The 15,283-nt window shown below is 73.2% G+C and carries 15 protein-coding genes and 1 pseudogene; 4 read left to right on the top strand and 12 right to left on the bottom strand.

What is annotated here, in order from left to right; genetic code table 11:
• Positions 1-92: 92 nt before the first annotated feature.
• The 10 genes and pseudogenes from ACWEBX_RS27685 to ACWEBX_RS27640 form a co-directional block, all read right to left on the bottom strand.
• Positions 93-1,331 carry a cytochrome P450 gene (locus ACWEBX_RS27685; protein WP_451887517.1) on the bottom strand — a complete coding sequence of 413 codons (1,239 nt, stop codon included), beginning with the start codon at positions 1,329-1,331 and terminating at the stop codon, positions 93-95.
• A 31-nt stretch (positions 1,332-1,362) separates the two neighbouring features.
• Positions 1,363-2,754, bottom strand: a complete 1,392-nt coding sequence (locus ACWEBX_RS27680) for an NAD(P)/FAD-dependent oxidoreductase (RefSeq protein WP_451887516.1) — start codon at positions 2,752-2,754, stop codon at positions 1,363-1,365.
• Positions 2,744-3,028 (bottom strand): ferredoxin, encoded by a 285-nt coding sequence (locus tag ACWEBX_RS27675; protein WP_451887515.1) that lies wholly within the window; start codon positions 3,026-3,028, stop codon positions 2,744-2,746. Before ACWEBX_RS27675 ends, ACWEBX_RS27680 begins: the two co-directional genes overlap by 11 nt.
• A gap of 169 nt (positions 3,029-3,197) precedes the next feature.
• Positions 3,198-3,830 carry a hypothetical protein gene (locus tag ACWEBX_RS27670; protein ID WP_451887514.1) on the bottom strand — a complete coding sequence of 211 codons (633 nt, stop codon included), beginning with the start codon at positions 3,828-3,830 and terminating at the stop codon, positions 3,198-3,200.
• A gap of 104 nt (positions 3,831-3,934) precedes the next feature.
• Positions 3,935-4,750, bottom strand: coding sequence for a hypothetical protein (locus tag ACWEBX_RS27665; RefSeq protein WP_451887513.1), 816 nt, complete (start codon positions 4,748-4,750; stop codon positions 3,935-3,937).
• Positions 4,747-6,009 carry a glycosyltransferase family 4 protein gene (locus ACWEBX_RS27660; protein WP_451887512.1) on the bottom strand — a complete coding sequence of 421 codons (1,263 nt, stop codon included), beginning with the start codon at positions 6,007-6,009 and terminating at the stop codon, positions 4,747-4,749. Before ACWEBX_RS27660 ends, ACWEBX_RS27665 begins: the two co-directional genes overlap by 4 nt.
• A gap of 85 nt (positions 6,010-6,094) precedes the next feature.
• Positions 6,095-6,580: a methylated-DNA--[protein]-cysteine S-methyltransferase gene (locus tag ACWEBX_RS27655; protein ID WP_451887511.1), complete on the bottom strand. Its 486-nt coding sequence runs from the start codon at positions 6,578-6,580 to the stop codon at positions 6,095-6,097.
• A gap of 80 nt (positions 6,581-6,660) precedes the next feature.
• Positions 6,661-8,154, bottom strand: a pseudogene (locus tag ACWEBX_RS27650) (AlkA N-terminal domain-containing protein); the annotation flags it as partial.
• Between the two features lie 110 nt (positions 8,155-8,264).
• Entirely contained in the window at positions 8,265-9,194 is a 930-nt protein-coding gene (locus ACWEBX_RS27645; protein WP_451887510.1) for a M48 family metalloprotease, read from the bottom strand.
• Positions 9,191-9,586, bottom strand: coding sequence for a BlaI/MecI/CopY family transcriptional regulator (locus ACWEBX_RS27640; RefSeq protein ID WP_451887509.1), 396 nt, complete (start codon positions 9,584-9,586; stop codon positions 9,191-9,193). The genes ACWEBX_RS27645 and ACWEBX_RS27640 overlap by 4 nt, the downstream gene beginning before the upstream one ends.
• 100 nt (positions 9,587-9,686) lie before the next feature.
• Between ACWEBX_RS27640 and ACWEBX_RS27635 the strand changes: the two genes are divergently transcribed.
• The 4 genes from ACWEBX_RS27635 to ACWEBX_RS27620 are packed head-to-tail and all read left to right on the top strand — an operon-like array spanning position 9,687 to position 13,098.
• A complete protein-coding gene (locus ACWEBX_RS27635) occupies positions 9,687-10,379 on the top strand; it encodes a DedA family protein (protein WP_451887508.1) in 693 nt (230 codons plus the stop codon).
• Positions 10,376-10,999, top strand: a complete 624-nt coding sequence (locus tag ACWEBX_RS27630) for a phosphatase PAP2 family protein (RefSeq protein WP_451887507.1) — start codon at positions 10,376-10,378, stop codon at positions 10,997-10,999. Before ACWEBX_RS27635 ends, ACWEBX_RS27630 begins: the two co-directional genes overlap by 4 nt.
• Before the next feature lie 9 nt (positions 11,000-11,008).
• On the top strand, positions 11,009-11,671 hold the full coding sequence (locus tag ACWEBX_RS27625) for a response regulator transcription factor (RefSeq protein WP_451887506.1): 663 nt from the start codon (positions 11,009-11,011) through the stop codon (positions 11,669-11,671).
• Between the two features lie 56 nt (positions 11,672-11,727).
• Positions 11,728-13,098 (top strand): sensor histidine kinase, encoded by a 1,371-nt coding sequence (locus ACWEBX_RS27620; RefSeq protein ID WP_451887505.1) that lies wholly within the window; start codon positions 11,728-11,730, stop codon positions 13,096-13,098.
• Positions 13,099-13,147: 49 nt separating this feature from the next.
• Here the strand turns inward: ACWEBX_RS27620 and ACWEBX_RS27615 are convergent, their stop codons facing one another.
• Positions 13,148-13,999, bottom strand: a complete 852-nt coding sequence (locus ACWEBX_RS27615; RefSeq protein ID WP_451887504.1) for a COG4705 family protein — start codon at positions 13,997-13,999, stop codon at positions 13,148-13,150.
• A 96-nt stretch (positions 14,000-14,095) separates the two neighbouring features.
• Positions 14,096-15,001, bottom strand: coding sequence for a lysylphosphatidylglycerol synthase transmembrane domain-containing protein (locus ACWEBX_RS27610; RefSeq protein ID WP_451887503.1), 906 nt, complete (start codon positions 14,999-15,001; stop codon positions 14,096-14,098).
• Between the last annotated feature and the right edge of the window lie 282 nt (positions 15,002-15,283).

The raw sequence follows: 15,283 nt of genomic DNA, 5'->3' as shown, positions 1-15,283 counted from the left end.
TGTCCTCGTTCTGGTTGTAGTGGGGCTGTGGGCCGGTGCGGCGAGAGGGCGTGCCGGGAGTCGCGACGGGGCGAACGTTGCCTGCCGCGGCACTAGGGACGGATCCCGTCGCAGGCGATGGGGAGGTGGCGCGGACCGCGCAGTACGGCGTTCCGGCGGTACGGGGGCACCTCCTCCAGCAGGCGGGGGTTCTCCAGCCTCCGGGCCAGTTCGGACAGGGCGAACTGGGTCTCCAGCCGGGCCAGCGGTGCGCCGAAGCAACTGTGGATGCCGCTGCCGAGGCCGAGGTGCTGGATGTCCTTGCGGTCCGGGTCGAAGCGGTCCGGGTCCTCGAAGCGCCGGGGGTCGCGATTGCCCGACGCGAGGACCAGCCAGATGGGGGCGCCCCTGGGGATGGTGACCCCGCGGACCTCGATGTCGGCGAGGGCGGTGCGCTGCGGCACGAGCTGCACCGGCGGCTCGAAGCGCAGAAGCTCCTCGACGATGGGCACGGCCAGCCGCGGATCGGCGCGCAGCCGCTGGAGTACGCCGGGATTGCGCAGCAGGGTCAGCATCCCGTTGGTGATCAGGTTGACCGTGGTCTCGTGCCCTGCGATCAGCAGCAGCGCCGCGGTGCTGAGCAGTTCCATCGTGCTCATGGGACCGTCCTCCCCCTCGGCGGTGGCCAGTTGGGAGAGCATGTCCTCCCCGGGGTTCTTGCGGCGCTCCTCGATCAGGCCGGCCAGATACATGCCCAACTGCATCCGGGCGTCCTGCGTGTCCTCGCCCCGCTCGGCGGAACCGGCGTCCGGGTCGGGGTCCAGGCTGGCGGCGAGGGTGTCCGCCCAGACGTGGAAGCGCGCCTCGTCCTCGCGCGGCACGCCGAGCAGCCGGCAGATCACCGTCACCGGGAACGGATACGAGAACTGCTCGACCAGGTCGATCCGTTCCGGGTCTCCGATGCCGTCGATGAGGCCGGTGACGATGTCGTGGAGTTCTCCGCGCATCCCGTCGACCCGGTGGGGGGAGTGCGGCGGGCCGAAGGGACGGTTCGTCATGCGCCGCAGCCGGTCGTGCTCCGGCGGGTCGAGCCGCAGGAAGGCCGGCGGGAGGGTGCTCTCCTCCGGAGGCGTCCCGGAGGCCAGCGGGTCGGCCGCGTTCGAGGCCAGGTTGCGGGCGTCGGAGCTGATCCGGGGATCGTGCAGCAGGCTGCGGATCTCGTAGTACGTGCTGATCACGTACGGGCCGTCGGCCTCGTGGTGGACCGGCGTCCTCCGCAGCTCCTTGTAGATCGGGTACGGGTCGGCCCGGTTGGCGTAGTCCAGGATCTGGTGCAGCAGGGAAGGCGTCATGGCGGGTCCTAGAGTCCTCGTGGCCGTGCGGTCAGTGCGCCGGGGTGAACGTCATCCGGCGGTCGGCGGGCGAGTATCCGCTGAGGGTCACGGTGGGGCCGTGGGTGGGGACCGACGGGTCGGGGAAGTCCGCGTCGAGCGGCCGCTGTCCGTCCGGGCGCCGGTCGACGGTGGCGAACGGCGGCGGGAACGGCGCGGTGGTCTCGATCAGCTCCTGGTAGAACGGCAGCCACCGGCCGTGGTCGAAGGCGACGGCGCCGATCACACGCCCCTGGTACCCGTAGACGCCGAGGAACCGGTGGTCCGCCAGTGAGCCCTGGGAGATGAGGATCTCCGTACCCATCGACGGGATCCCGACGGACTTGATGTTGATGCCGAACTGCGAGGACCAGAAGGCCGGCACCTCCAGGTGGGGCAGCCGGTCACTGCTCTCGCTGAGCATGTTGTGCGCCGCGATCCGGGCTTGTGAGACGGCGTTGCCCCAGTGCTCCAGGGAGAGGAACTGGTAGCCGAACAGGGCGTGCGGGCTGCGGGCGACGTCGCCGGCCGCGTAGATGTCGTCGGTGACGATGCCGCGGATGTCGAAGGCCCGGCAGCCGGCGTCGCAGGCGATGCCGCGAGGTCCGGCGCCGAGTCCGGACCCGGCGAGCCACTCGGTGTTGCGGAGGGCACCGAGCGAGACGATCACCACGTCGGCCTCGACGGTGGAGCCGTCGGACAGATGCGCGGCGCGCGCCCTTCCCGAGGCGTCGCCCTCCAGACGGGTCACCATGACCCCGCACCGCAGGTCCACGCCGTGCTCGCGGTGCATCTCGGCGGCGACCGCGCCGACCACCCCGCCGAGCGCGCCGACCAGAGGCCCGGCACCGCGTTCGGCGACGGTGACGGGGAGGCCGCGTTCGCGGCAGGCGGAGGCGATCTCCGAGCCGGTGAATCCGGCCCCGATGACCAGGACCCGCCGGGGACCCGCCTCCAGCCGTCGCGCGAGGGCGGCGCTGTCGTCCCGGCCGCGCAGCACGAAGACGCCGTCGAGGTCCGCCTCGTCCTCGTGCGGCCACGGTCGCGCCCGGGTGCCGGTGGCGATCAGCAGCCGGTCGTACGGCACCTCGTCGCCGTCGGCCAGGCGCACCCGTCCGGCAGCCATGTCCAGTCCGGTGGCCGGGGTGCCGAGCCGCCAGGTCGCGTCGACGGCTCGGAGCCTGGGCAGGGCGGTGCGGTCGGCGCTCGCCCTGCCTAGCAACACCTGCTTGGACAGAGGGGGCCGGTCGTACGGTTCGCAGGGCTCGTCGCCGATCAGGGTCAGGGACCCTGCGAAGCCCTTGTCCCGCAGGGTTTCGGCGGCCCGCAGGCCGGCCAGCGAGGCGCCGACGACGACGATGCGGCCGTCGCGCTTGAGCCGTTCCAGCGAGCCGTCACCGGGCACCGGACACCGCCTCGGCCGGTACGTCCGCGGCGCGTTCCGTGCCGTCGGCCTCCGCGCCACCGGGTTCCACCGCGCCGGGTTCGACGGCGTCGACGAGGACAGCCTGGACGGGGCAGGCCGCGGCGGCCCGATCCAGCTTCTCGCGGTGTGCGTCGTCGGCGTCCGGGTCGTACAGCAGGGCCTCCTGGCCGTGCATGGCGAAGATCTCGGGGGCGAGGAACGCGCATTGCGCGTACCCCTGACACCGGTTCAGATCGACGGCAATCCTTACCACGGGATCGGTCCTCTCCAATGGCCCGTTCAGCCCTCCTGCGACCACTGTCGGTGACCGGACCGGAAGCCGCGACGAGGGGAAGACCGTTCGAGTGAGCGCTGACGGCCGGGCCGGAATGGCGGGCCGTGCCGGGAAGGCCGGGCGACGGCGGCGGGCCGTTCGGGGAACCTCACGCGGGGGCGGCGGGCCGCGCCGCGGCGGGAGGCCGGCCCCACAGGATGTTCACGCTGAGGAGCAGCGCCCAGGCCGGGAAGACCATCTCGGACCAGGGCACGCCCGATCCCGCCACGAGCAGGGTCAGTCCCGCGAGGTAGCCGATGGCGACGAGCGGGCGCGGGAGGGCGCCCAGACGGCGGCCGATGGTCGAGGTCGCGATGATGAACACCGCCGCCATGCGCATGGCGTACGTGGTCAGCAGGGCGTACGCGAAGTGGCTGCCGAAGGTCGAGTCCTTCGTGCCCTCGCCGAGCACGGTCCCGGCCGCCGCCGCGGCGCCGAACAGCGTGGCGACGAAGACCACGCCGCTGCCCAGGAACACGGTGGCGACGAACCGGTCCTCGGCCCGGCCGCCCTGCTCGCGGAGGGCACCCATGAACCACAGGAACGCGATCCCGGCGAACGGCACCAGTTCCAGCGCCGTCCGCAGGCCACCGCGCTGTCCGGCGTCGAGGGTCACGTCGTCCCCGCCGCCGGGCAGAGCGATGCGCACCAGCGCGATCGCGGCGGCCGTCAGGACGGCGAACACCACCCCGGCCACCCCGGCGGCCCGGCGCGTCGCGAGGCGCTTGTGCTTCCGCTCCATGGTCTCCCGCTTTCTGCCTGCTCTCCCCTTCGTACAGACATCAGCGATCGCGGGGCCACGCCACCGGGGTCACCCGGGAGGCAGACCATGGTGCGCCATACAGGTCATGGGCTCGCGCTCACCTCCACCGAGAGGTCGTTGTCGACGGTGTAGTAGGGGCGCAGGGCGGCACCGCCGACGTCGGCCGTCGGGTAGACGACTATCTCCTTGCGGTCCGCCAGGTCGTCGAGAAGACGGCCGACGCGTATCCGGGGCGCCTCGGCCGCGGGACGGACGAAGACGTCCCAGACGCCGGCCCCCGACGGTGTCCCGCCGGCCAGTTCCGCGTAGTCGACGGTGAAGGAGAGGCTCCGTCCCTCGTCCTCGGCCTGCGGCGCCACGGTGCGAGCGGTGGCGCCGGCACCCCGCAACCGCAGGCTCACGACGGCTCCCTCCTGGAGCGAGGCGCCGTGCAGGCGTGCCCTGACCGTCATCGAACGACCGGTGACGTCGACGGCCTCGGCCTCCGCGTGGGCGGTGCGCAGCCAGGCGCGCACCGCGAGGTGGCCGTCCTTGGTCACGTAGGGGATCCGGACGACGACCGGGGACGGCCGACGGCGACGGTGTCCGTCGACGAGTGCCCGCAGATCGCGCAGACCGGCGCGCGGGCGCTGCCGCTCGTCTCCCGGTTCCCGGAGCAGGTACACGTCCCAGCGGCCCTCGGCGAGAACGGCGTGCGCGTCGAGGACCGCGCACCGGCGCTCCCCGGCGGGCTCGAAGTCGAGGACGTGGACGGTCTTTTCGGGCTGTCCCTTCTTCGGGCGCAGTCGCAGCAGCAGCCGCTGCCCTTCGGGTGACCCGGGCGGCAGGTCGAAGGTGATCCGGCCGTCCGTGCCGATCGAGCAGCCGACGTGTGGTTGCGGCTCCGTGTCCGTGCTCATGCCTGCCTCCGCAGGGTGCGCAGCACACCGTCGGCGGCGCTGTGCGCCACGTCGCGCAGGGCGAAGCCGTGGCCGGCCAGGACGCGGTGCGCGGCGGAGTGTTCGCGGAGCACGGGCCGGCCCGCCCTTCTCGCCGACACGGCCTCGGCGAACAGGCGTTCCGCCTGGGTGACGACGGGGCCCGGCGCGAAGCGCCGCGCGTTCTTCCGGGCCGCGCGGCCCGCACGCAGGCGCCACTCGTCGTCGCGGACCAGTTCCCGCAGGGCTTCGCCCAGCGCGTCGCGGTCCCCGACCGGCACGAGCCGGCCGTCGACGCCGTCCTCGATGATTTCACCCGGTCCGTGCGGGCAGTCGGTGCTCACCACCGGCAGACCGCAGCTCATCGCCTCGATGATGGTCATGCCGAACGCCTCGTAGTCGGAGGCCGCCACCGCGATCGAGCCCTTGACCCACTCGGCCTCCATGGGGGTGGCCGCGCCCATCAGGAGGACCCTGTCGTACAGGCCGAGGTCCGCGATGAGCCGCCGCAGCCGCTCGTGCTGCTCCCCCTTGCCGTAGATGCGCAACCGCCAGTCGGGGTGTTCGGCGGCGACCCCGGCGAAGGCCTCGATGAGCAGGTCGTACCGTTTGACGGGGACCAACCGGCCGGCCGCGATGATCACCTTGGCGGCGCCGTCGGCGGGTGGCAGCACGGATTCCGGCACGCTGTTGGGAAGTGCCTCCACCCGGACTCCGGGCATCCGCACCTTGCGCCGATAGGCGGCGGCGTCCGCCTCGGTCACCGTGGTGAGCGTGTCGAGCCGGCGATAGGCCCGGCGCAGGGCGGAACGCAGCCGGGGCGGATGGTTGTCCAGGGTGAGGTGCTCCTGGCCGATGCGCGCGACGTGCCGCGGAGCCTGGAGGGCCAGATGCACGTTGAGCCCCGGCCTGGTCCCGATCACCACGTCGGCGTCGGTCTCCGCGAGGCACGCGCCGATCCGCTGGTCGGTCAACTCGCTGTACTGCCGGTAGCGGTACTCGGCGCGGGGGAACACCCTCGCCGGTCTCAGATGCGCCGGATGCTCCTTCTCCTGCCGCAGATCCACCAGCGACCGTAACGAGACCGCGGGATCCAGGGACAGCGTCGGCCGCTCACGGTGCCGCAGCACCGAGACGATCTCCACCTCGTTCCGCGCGGCAAGCGCGCGGGCCAGATTGAAGGTGGTGGAGATCGTGCCCCCGATCCCATAGGCGTTGTGGAGCAGAAAGGAGATCTTCATGGCTGTTCAGACTCTGTCAACTCCCCATGGGTTGCGCTCTGTTACCAACACGTTTCGATCACCGGCCGGCGCGGGCCGCCGCCGGTCAGAACAGTGCCGATCCACTCTCGAAATCCAGGAGTTGCCTCTTGCGGTCCAGGCCGCCGCCGTAGCCGGTGAGGCTGCCGCTCGCGCCGATCACCCGGTGGCAGGGCACGATGATCCCGATCGGGTTCTTGCCGTTGGCCAGGCCGACCGCGCGGGAGGCGCCCATGTTGCCCAGGGCTTCGGCGAGTTCGCCGTACGACCGGGTCTCGCCGTAGGGGATCTGCCGCAGTTGGTCCCACACACCGCGCTGGAAGGGCGTCCCGATCAGGCGCAGTTCGACGGTGAACTCCTTCAACTCGCCCTCGAAATAAGAGGTGAGCTGCTCGGTCACCTCGTCGAAGAGGGTGTCGTCGCGCTCGCCGAAGGTCTCCTCCGGCGGCCGGTGGCGCTGACCGACCATGTGGAGGCCGCACAGGACGCCGTCGCCGTCGGCGACGAGCGTGAGGGGGTCGTAGGGGCTGTCGATGACGGTGTGCCGTTTCACTGGGCGTCCTCGGTGCGTGAGATGCGTGCGGTGCGTGTGGTGCTTGTGACGTCCTGGATGTGCGGGGCGCCGCTCGGCGTCGGCAGGAAATTGATCGGGTGGCTGTCCGTGGCCCACAGGTACTGGACCGCGTACGCCCGCCAGGGACGCCAGGCCGCGGCACGGGCCGTCAGCGCGGCGGGCGTGGAGGGGAGCCCCAACTCCCTTGCAGCGCGCCGGATTCCGAGGTCGGTGGGGAGGAAGGCGTCCGGGTCCCCGAGGGCACGCATCGCGATCACGTCAGCGGTCCAGGGGCCGAATCCGGGGAGCGCGAGAAGCCTGGCCCTCGCCTGCTCCCAGTCGCTCTCCACCCCCAGATGAAGGGTTCCGTCGGCGAGTCGACCCACCAGCGTGGTGAAGGTGGTGCGCCGGGTGCGGGGCATCGCGAGCGCTTCGGGGTCGACCCCGGCGAGCGCCTGCGGCGAGGGGAAGAGATGGGTGAGGCCGCCCTCGGGGTCCTCGACCGGATCGCCGTACGCGGTCACTAGGCGGGCGGCGTGGGTACGCGCGGCGGCCGTGGAGACCTGCTGCCCCAGTACCGCCCGTACGGCGAACTCGGCCTCGTCGACCGTGCGCGGCACCCGGCGGCCCGGGGCCTTGTCGACCAGCGGTGCCAGCAGCGGATCCGTGCGGAGCTGGTCGTCGACCGCCACCGGATCGGCGTCCAGGTCCAGCATGCGGCGGCAGCGGCTGATCGCGACGGACAGGTCGCGCAGGTCGCTGAGGGTCAGCCGGCAGGCGATGTGGTCCGGCATGGGTGTCAGACCGGCGACACCATGCCCGTACGGCAGCCGCAGGGTCCGCCGGTACGCGCCGTCGCGCCACTCCTCCACCCCGGGGACGGCGGTGGCCGCGAGGTGCCCGAAGAGGTTGTCGTGGTTGAGCGGTGCGCGGAAGGGGAGCCGGAGGTTCAGGACCCCCGGCGTGCCCGGGGTCGCGCCCGTGGCGCCGGCCCGGCTCCTGGGCAGGCGGGCGCGCAGTTCGCTCGGGGACAGCGCGAAGACCTCACGGACCGTGTCGTTGAAGGTGCGGATGGAGGAGAAACCGGCGGCGAAGGCGATCTCGGCCATCGGGAGCGGTGTCGTCTCGATGAGCAGCCGGGCCGTCTGGGCACGCTGGGCGCGGGCGAGCGCCAGGGGCCCCGCACCCAGCTCGGCGAGAAGCTGCCGCTCGATCTGGCGGGTGCTGTAGCCGAGCCGGGCGGCCAGGCCCGGTACTCCGTCACGGTCGACGACTCCGTCGCCGATCAGGCGCATCGCGCGGGCCACCAGGTCGGCACGGTGGTTCCATTCGGGTGAGCCGGGGCTGGTGTCCGGGCGGCAGCGCTTGCAGGCCCGGAATCCGGCCTGCTGGCAGGCGGCGGCGCTCGGATGGAAGGTCATGTTCTGCGGCTTGGGCGGCACGGCCGGGCAGCTCGGCCGGCAGTAGATTCCCGTCGTCGTCACCGCGGTGAAGAACCATCCGTCGAACCGCGCGTCCTTGGACTGGACGGCCCGCACGCAGCGTTCCCTGTCCGTGTGCATCCCGTTCTGCATGCCTCAAGCATCGGGCACCCCGGGGGGTGGGGCTGGCGAGAATCCGACATCGACGTCGCCCGCCGGGAGGCCCGCCTCGACCCGTACGGCCGCGCGCGGACGACATCCCGTCAGCGGGCCTCCTCGCCCTGCGCGACCTCCACCTCGTGGTGGAACGCGATGACACCCGCCCCCGACGCCCCGGCCGAGACGGCGGCGCAGGCGGCGAGCAGGAGGGCGATCCAGGCGGCGGCACGGGGGCGGCGCCGCGGGACGGAGAGCAGGGCCGCGACCCGCTGGGGGACGGGACCCGTGGTGGCCGCGGGGGCGAAGCCGGGGCGCTCGGAGCGGGCCTCGCCGACGGCCAGGGCGGCCCGGGCGATGGCCCGGGCGGTCAGCCGCCGGTCCCCCACGACGGCGGCCGCGGCCTCGTCCGCGGCGCGCTCCGCCGCGAGCGCGACGGTCGCGCGGACCGTGCGCAGGCCCGGATGGCAGTGAGCCGCGAGTTCGGCCACGACGAGGAAGCGGTGGTGGCCGCCCGCGTTGTGGGCCCGCTCGTGGGCGAAGAGGACCTCGCGCTCGTCGGCGCCGAGGCTGCGCAGCATCGCGGTGGTGACGACGATGCGGTGCGGCCGGCCCGGGAGCGCGTACGCGTCCGGGTGCGGCGACTCGATGACGCACAGGTCTCCGGCGGCGGGACGGCGGTCGGCCTGGCTGCGCGCGGTGCGGAACGCGCGGACCTGGCGCAGCGCCGAGCGGACGACGGTCCACGCTCCGACGGTGAGCACACCCGTCGCGGCGGCGGCCGCGGGCAGGACGACGAGGTCCGAGGCCGTGCGCAACGGGTGGACGAGGTCACCGAGGCCGGCGAACAGGGGCACCTTGAGCAGGCCCGTCAGGACGAGAGCGCCCAGCGAGGCCACGGAGGCTCCGGCGAGCACGACGAGCGCGAGGGTCACCGACCACAGCGCCGCCACCGGGCCGAGCCGGTCCAGGCAACGGCGGGCCAGCGGTCCCAGTGCGAAGGGGACCAGCAGCGGCACCAGCAGGAGGAGGATCATCCCTCACCCGGTTCCGGACGCGTGCCGAGATCCGGCTCCAGCAGATCCCGCAGGAGCCGCTCGTCGTCGGGGCTGAGCTGGGCGACGAAGCGGGCCAGCGCGGTCCCCCTGTCGTCGTCGCGGTCGAGCTCGGTGTGCATGCGGCGCGCCGTGAGGCCGTGCGGGTCCTGGACGGGGAAGTACGCGTAGCCCCGGCCGAGCCTCTCGCGGCCGACGATTCCCTTCTCGTGCAGCCGGGAAAGGATCGTCGTCACCGTCGTGCGGGCCAGACCGGAGTCCAGCTCGCTCTGCACGCGGCCCGGCGTGAGCGGCACGCCCGCGGCCCAGAGAGCCGCCATCACGCCGGCCTCCAGCTCTCCCGCCGGCCGGCGTTCGTCCTTGTCACTGCTCATGGGAACGATCCTCACCCCGCCATCGTCTACAGTTCAGTAGACCGTCTACAGAATTGTAGTCAGTCGGGTCCGGGTTTCGACCGTGCCCGCCCCTACCAGTATGAGAGGGTCCGCGACGATGGCCGCACCATTGTTCACAGCGTCCGACCTCGCCGTGAATATTCTCAGCGCGCAGTCCCTGCTCGCCGCCTTCGGCGTGCTGGGGGTGGGCGTGGTGATGTTCGCGGAGACCGGTCTGCTGATCGGCTTCTTCCTGCCCGGTGACTCACTGCTGTTCACGGCGGGGCTGCTCTGCACGGGTTCGGGACACAACGGCCTGAAGCTGTCGCTCCCCCCGCTGCTGATCGCCGCGGCCGCGGGCGCCCTGATCGGCGCCCAGACGGGTTATCTGATCGGACGGAAGGCGGGCGGCGCGTTGCTCGCCCGCGGTTCCTCCCCCCGGCTGGCATCGGGCGCGCACCGGGCCGAGGAGCTCCTTGAGCGGTACGGCTACGCGAAGGCGATCGTGCTGGCCCGCTTCGTCCCCGTCGTGCGGACGGTGCTGAACCCGATGGCCGGCGCCCTCGGCGTACCGATGCGGACCTTCACCGTGTGGCAGGTGGCCGGCGGCCTCGTCTGGAGCCTCGGCCTCACCCTCGCCGGGTACGCGCTGGGCTCCTCGATCCCGAACGTCGACCGCTATCTGCTCCCGGTCATCGCGGTGATCGTGCTGGTGTCCCTGGCCCCTCTCGCCGTCGAGCTGTACCGCTCGCGCAGGCGGGGCGCGGCAGGAAAGGAGGAGGTCCAGGGATGATCCTGGCATTCGACGGATCCTCCATCGACGGCTCCGCCTACCGGTACGTGACCGATCTCGCGCAGGACTCCCCCTCATGGCTCGACGGCCTGGTGTCCTTCTGGTCGACGTACGGGCTCGGCCTGTTCGCCGTGCTGATGGTGCCGACCTGGTGGCGCGCCCGGCGCGAGAGCCCCGGGGCGGCCCTGGTCGCGCTCGCCGTGCCCGTCGTCGTGGTCGTGGCGTACGTGGTGGATCTCGGTGTGAAGCTGCTGGTGCGCGAGGACCGGCCCTGTCAGAGCCTGCGGGTGGCGACGCTGGAGGCCTGCCCGGCCCACGGCGACTGGTCTTTCCCGAGCAACCACGCGGCGATCGCCGCCGCGGCGGCCGTCGCGCTGTTCCTCGTCGCGCGCCGCGTCGGCACCGTCGCCATCGTGGCCGCCGGCCTGATGGCCGCCTCCCGGGTCTGGGTGGGCGTGCACTATCCGCACGACGTGGCGGCCGGTCTGCTCGTCGGCACACTGGTCGCGATGACGATGGTGGCCGCCCTGCGCAGGCTGCCCGATGTGTCGGGACACCCGCTCACCGCGTCGCGGCTCGGAGTCCTGCTCATCGCTCCCCGTCTCGCGAAGAGCGGGTGAGCGGGCCGTATGCGCCGACGGATCCTGGTCGTCGAGGACGACCACGCCCTGCGTGACGTCCTGCGGCGAGGACTGCGGGACGAGGGCTTCGACACCGTGCCGGCACCGGACGGCGCGACCGCGCTGCGGCTGGCCGGGGACGGCATCGACGCGGCCGTCCTCGACGTCGGCCTGCCCGACGCCGACGGACGGGACGTGTGCCAGGCGATCCGGGCGAGCGGCTTCCTCTCCCCCGTGATCTTCCTGACGGCCCACCACCACCTCACCGACCGGCTGGCCGGCTTCGCGGCCGGAGGCGACGACTATCTGCCCAAGCCGTTCCATCTGACGGAACTGGCGGCCCGGCTGCGGGCGGCCCTCAAGCGCGCCGGACCGGTTCCGTCCGGAACCGCGGGCGACCTGGTGCTGGACCCGGTCGCGCACAGCCTGACCGTGCGCGGCCGCCGCGTCGCGCTGACCCCGACGGAGTTCCGTCTGCTGGCGGCGCTCATCGCGGCGTCCGGGGCGATCGTCGGCCGGCGGGAGCTGACCCGGGCCGGCTGGCCGGAGGGGGCGCGGGTCAGCGACAACACGCTCGACCAGTATCTGACCCGGCTGCGCCGCAAGCTCCGGAACGGCGGCAGCGAGCTGACGGTCACGACCGCCCGGGGCATCGGACACCGGCTCTCATGAAACACGCCTTCCCGAACACGCGGCCGAGGCCGGCGGCGGATTCCGAGGTACGCGCCGTGTCCTGGCTGACCCGCGCCTCCCACTGGGCTCCGGGAACCCTCCGGGGCCGGCTCTCGCTGGTCGCGCTGACCACCGCCACCCTGCTGATGGTGATCCTCACGGTGGCGTTCAACACCGTCGTACGACAGCACCTCCAGCACCAGGCGGACGACGAGCTGCGCACCCGGGCCACCGCCGTCGCCGCGACGGTCGACACCAGCGGCACCCGGGTGCGCCTCCTGGAGACACCCGGCGAGGAACTGCTCGACGCGAACGTGTGGATCTACGCGGGCGGGCGGCTCCTGGAGAAACCGCCTACGGCCACCGCCACGGGCCCGCTCACCCGCGCGGCCGCCGCCCTCGCCACCCGGGGCGGAACCGGCTGCCTCACCTCCCGCGCGCACGGCCCGGTCCGCCTGTGCGCGCGTCCGGTGCCGGGAGACAGCACCGGCGCGGCCGTCGTCACCGCCCTCGACCTGTCCCCCTACCGCAGTTCGGCCGACACCCTGCTGTTCGCCTCGCTCGCCCTGGACGCCGTCATGCTCGCCTGCACGTACGCGCTGACGCGCCTCGCCGTGGGGCGTGCCCTGCGTCCCGTACGCACCATGACCAACGAGGCCACCCGGTGGAGCGCCGTGGCCTCCGAGGAACGCTTCGGGAGCGTCGCCCGGCCCGACGAACTCGCCCGGCTGGGCGCGTCGCTGGACGCGCTCCTGGACCGCATCCGGGCTCTGCTGCGCCATGAACGGCAGCTCACCCGGGAGCTGTCGCACGAACTGCGCAATCCGCTCGCCCGCATCATCGCCGAGCTCGACTGGCTGCGGTCCCGGCCACGGTCGGCCGAGGAGACCCGGGCCGCGCACGAGGCCATGGCGGACGCGGCCTGTTCCATGCGCACGATCTGCGACACGCTGCTCGACGACGCCCGTGACAGCGCCGCCGCCCTGCCGGGCGCCGGCGAGGTCCTGTCCGTACTGCGCCGGCTCGCGGACCGGGCCGCGACGGCCCGGCCGGACGTGGAGATCGCCGTCCGGGGTCCTGAAGGCGGTCTGGTGGCCGGGGTCCCGGACGCCCTGCTGGAGCGCATCGTCAGTCCCCTGCTCGACAACGCGCTGCGGCACGCCCGCTCCCGGGTCACGATCCGGGCCGGAGCGGGTCCCGGTGGCGTCCGGGTGGAGGTCGGCGACGACGGACCGGGCGTACCGGCGTCGTTCGCGCCGCGGCTCTTCCTGCCGGGGAGCCGCGCCGATCCCGGGGACGGACACGGCGGAGCGGGCCTCGGTCTGCCGCTCGCGCGACGCCTGGCCCGCTCCGCCGGCGGCGAGGTCCGTCACGAGGAGGCGGGCGCCACGGGCGCGACCTTCGTGGTCGGACTCCCTCCGGCGTGAGGGCCCGACGGGAGTCCGACGGCGCGCCGCTTCCGCGGACACTCCCGGGTCAGCCCGCCCGGAGGGTGGACCGGTCGGCGCCGGTCACGTCGCGGCGGGTGATCGAGAGATGGACGACCAGCCCGAGGATGACGGCCAGGAACAGCACGCTGGTGACGACGGTGCCGAAGCCCAGACCGCCGTCGCCGGTCGGCTGCGAGAGGTAGTCGCCGATCGACGCGCCCAGCGGACGGGTCAGGATGTACGCGATCCAGAAGCTGAGCACGGCGTTCAGGCCGAGGGCGAAGTGGGCGACGGCGACCGCGGCGATCGCGAGGGCGAACAGAACGGCGGAGACCCAGTACCCGAGGGCCATGCGCTCGGCGACCAGGTCACCGGCCGCGGTGCCGAGGGCGAACGTGAACAGCACCGCCAGCCAGTAATAGGCCTCGCGGGCGAGCGTGTCGACGCTGTGGATCGACAGCGTGCCCTCACGGCGGTACCAGACGAAGAACGTCACGGCGAGGGCGACGGCGAAGACGGCGGTGCTGGTCTCCAGCGGCACGCCCAGGTTGTCGGTCAGGTTGTCGCTGATCAGCGTTCCCACGACGCTGATCAGGGCCACCGCGAGCCAGTACACGCCCGCCTGGTAGCTCTTGGTCCGGAACTGGACCACGAGGACGACCGCCAGCAGCCCGCTCATCAACAGCGAGACACCGGTCAGACCGAGGCCCAGCTTCTCGTTCAGGAGGTCGGCGGCGGTCTCGCCGACCGTCGTGCACAGCACCTTGATGATCCAGAAGTACGCGGTGACTTCGGGCACCTTGTTCCAGCGCACGCGGCGCCCTGGGGTGCCGGGGGCGCCGGAGCGGCGGTCGTAGGCCTCGGGAGTCCCATGGGGCTCTGTTGTCTCGTAGCTCATGAGGCCCGAGGCTGTCAGCGGAAGCCTGAACGCATCCTGACCGCCGTGCTCCCCCGGGCCGGGCTCCTGGGTGTGCCGTTCACAGCACCGGGCGGCTCACAGCACCCGGCGGCGGATCAGCACGCCCAGTGCCACCAGGCCGGGGAGCAGGGGAAGCCAGACGGTGAGCAGCCGGTAGCCGATCACCGTGGACGCCGCCGCCTCGCCCGGCGCTCCCGCGAGCGTGAGGGCCAGCGCCAGGGCCGCGTCCAGGGAACCGAGGCCACCCGGGGTGGGCAGCAGGACGGCGGCACTGCTGGCGGCGAGGTAGACGAGGGCCACCCGGGCCGGGGACAGCGGCAGGCCGATGGACTGGGCCACGGCGATGACCACGGTGGCGTGCAGCGCGGCGAAGGCCAGCGAGCCGCCCCACAGCGCGGCGGCCCGCGCGGGGAATTCGTGCACGGCACGGATGTCCAGGAGCACGCGGCGCAGCGCCCGCCGCAGCGGTCCGGCGAAGAGGGCCGCGGCTGAGGCGGCGACCACGACACCGGCTGCCCAGGCGGCCACGGTCCAGGCGCTCGCCGTCAGCCTGGGGAGACGGAGCGCGCCGGGACAGGCCAGGGCGAGTCCGCCGATCAGACAGCCGCGTACGACGGTTCCGGCGCAGGCCTTGACCGCGAGCGCGGCCGCGGAACGGGCGAGGGGCAGTCCGCACCGGGTCAGGAAGCGCAGATTGACCGCGCCCCCGCCGAGGCCCGAGGGCAGCACATGGTTGGCGGAGGCGGCCGCGAACTGCACCGCCACCAGACGCCCGGCGGGCAGCGGCTCCGGCACCGCGCCCTGCTGGGCGAGTGCGGAGCAGACCCAGGTCGCGAGGGTGGCGACGGCCGCGACCAGCAGCCAGCCCCGGTCGGCGTGGGCGAGCCGGCCGGCTCCCGCCGCGATCACCGGCCAGTGCCGGTGGGCGAGGAACCCGGCGCACACGAGCACGACCAGCGAAAGCCCGGCATGCCACCCCACCCGCCCGTCGCACCCGACGAGCCGCCGCCCGAGGGTCGCCCACCTACCGCTGCCCGCGGGTGACACCGAGCCGCCCGGGCCGATGTCACCCGCGGGCAGACCACACGCCTGCCCAGGCAGACCGGGCACCTGCCCAGGCAGACCGGACACCGGCTCAGGCAGGCCGGACACCGACTCGGTCGGCAGCGTCCCCGGGCCGCCGACCGCCGTCCCGGAACCCGCGACCGACGCGGGCGCACCGCCAGGAGACCCGCTCCAGGCCGCCGAGCCCCGCGCCGGAGC

Source organism: Streptomyces sp. NPDC005070 (genome assembly GCF_053600395.1).
The sequence above is the reverse complement of the archived record's forward strand: the minus strand, read 5'-3'. Positions and strand labels throughout refer to the sequence as shown.

Bases quoted from the DNA above. Each gene is read 5' to 3' on its own strand.
- ACWEBX_RS27660 (WP_451887512.1), bottom strand. From the start codon at position 6,009: ATGAAGATCTCCTTTCTGCTCCACAACGCCTATGGGATCGGGGGCACG.
- ACWEBX_RS27625 (WP_451887506.1), top strand. From the start codon at position 11,009: ATGCGCCGACGGATCCTGGTCGTCGAGGACGACCACGCCCTGCGTGAC.
- ACWEBX_RS27630 (WP_451887507.1), top strand. From the start codon at position 10,376: ATGATCCTGGCATTCGACGGATCCTCCATCGACGGCTCCGCCTACCGG.
- ACWEBX_RS27640 (WP_451887509.1), bottom strand. From the start codon at position 9,586: ATGAGCAGTGACAAGGACGAACGCCGGCCGGCGGGAGAGCTGGAGGCC.
- ACWEBX_RS27665 (WP_451887513.1), bottom strand. From the start codon at position 4,750: ATGAGCACGGACACGGAGCCGCAACCACACGTCGGCTGCTCGATCGGC.
- ACWEBX_RS27645 (WP_451887510.1), bottom strand. From the start codon at position 9,194: ATGATCCTCCTCCTGCTGGTGCCGCTGCTGGTCCCCTTCGCACTGGGA.
- ACWEBX_RS27670 (WP_451887514.1), bottom strand. From the start codon at position 3,830: ATGGAGCGGAAGCACAAGCGCCTCGCGACGCGCCGGGCCGCCGGGGTG.
- ACWEBX_RS27685 (WP_451887517.1), bottom strand. From the start codon at position 1,331: ATGACGCCTTCCCTGCTGCACCAGATCCTGGACTACGCCAACCGGGCC.
- ACWEBX_RS27635 (WP_451887508.1), top strand. From the start codon at position 9,687: ATGAGAGGGTCCGCGACGATGGCCGCACCATTGTTCACAGCGTCCGAC.
- ACWEBX_RS27615 (WP_451887504.1), bottom strand. From the start codon at position 13,999: ATGAGCTACGAGACAACAGAGCCCCATGGGACTCCCGAGGCCTACGAC.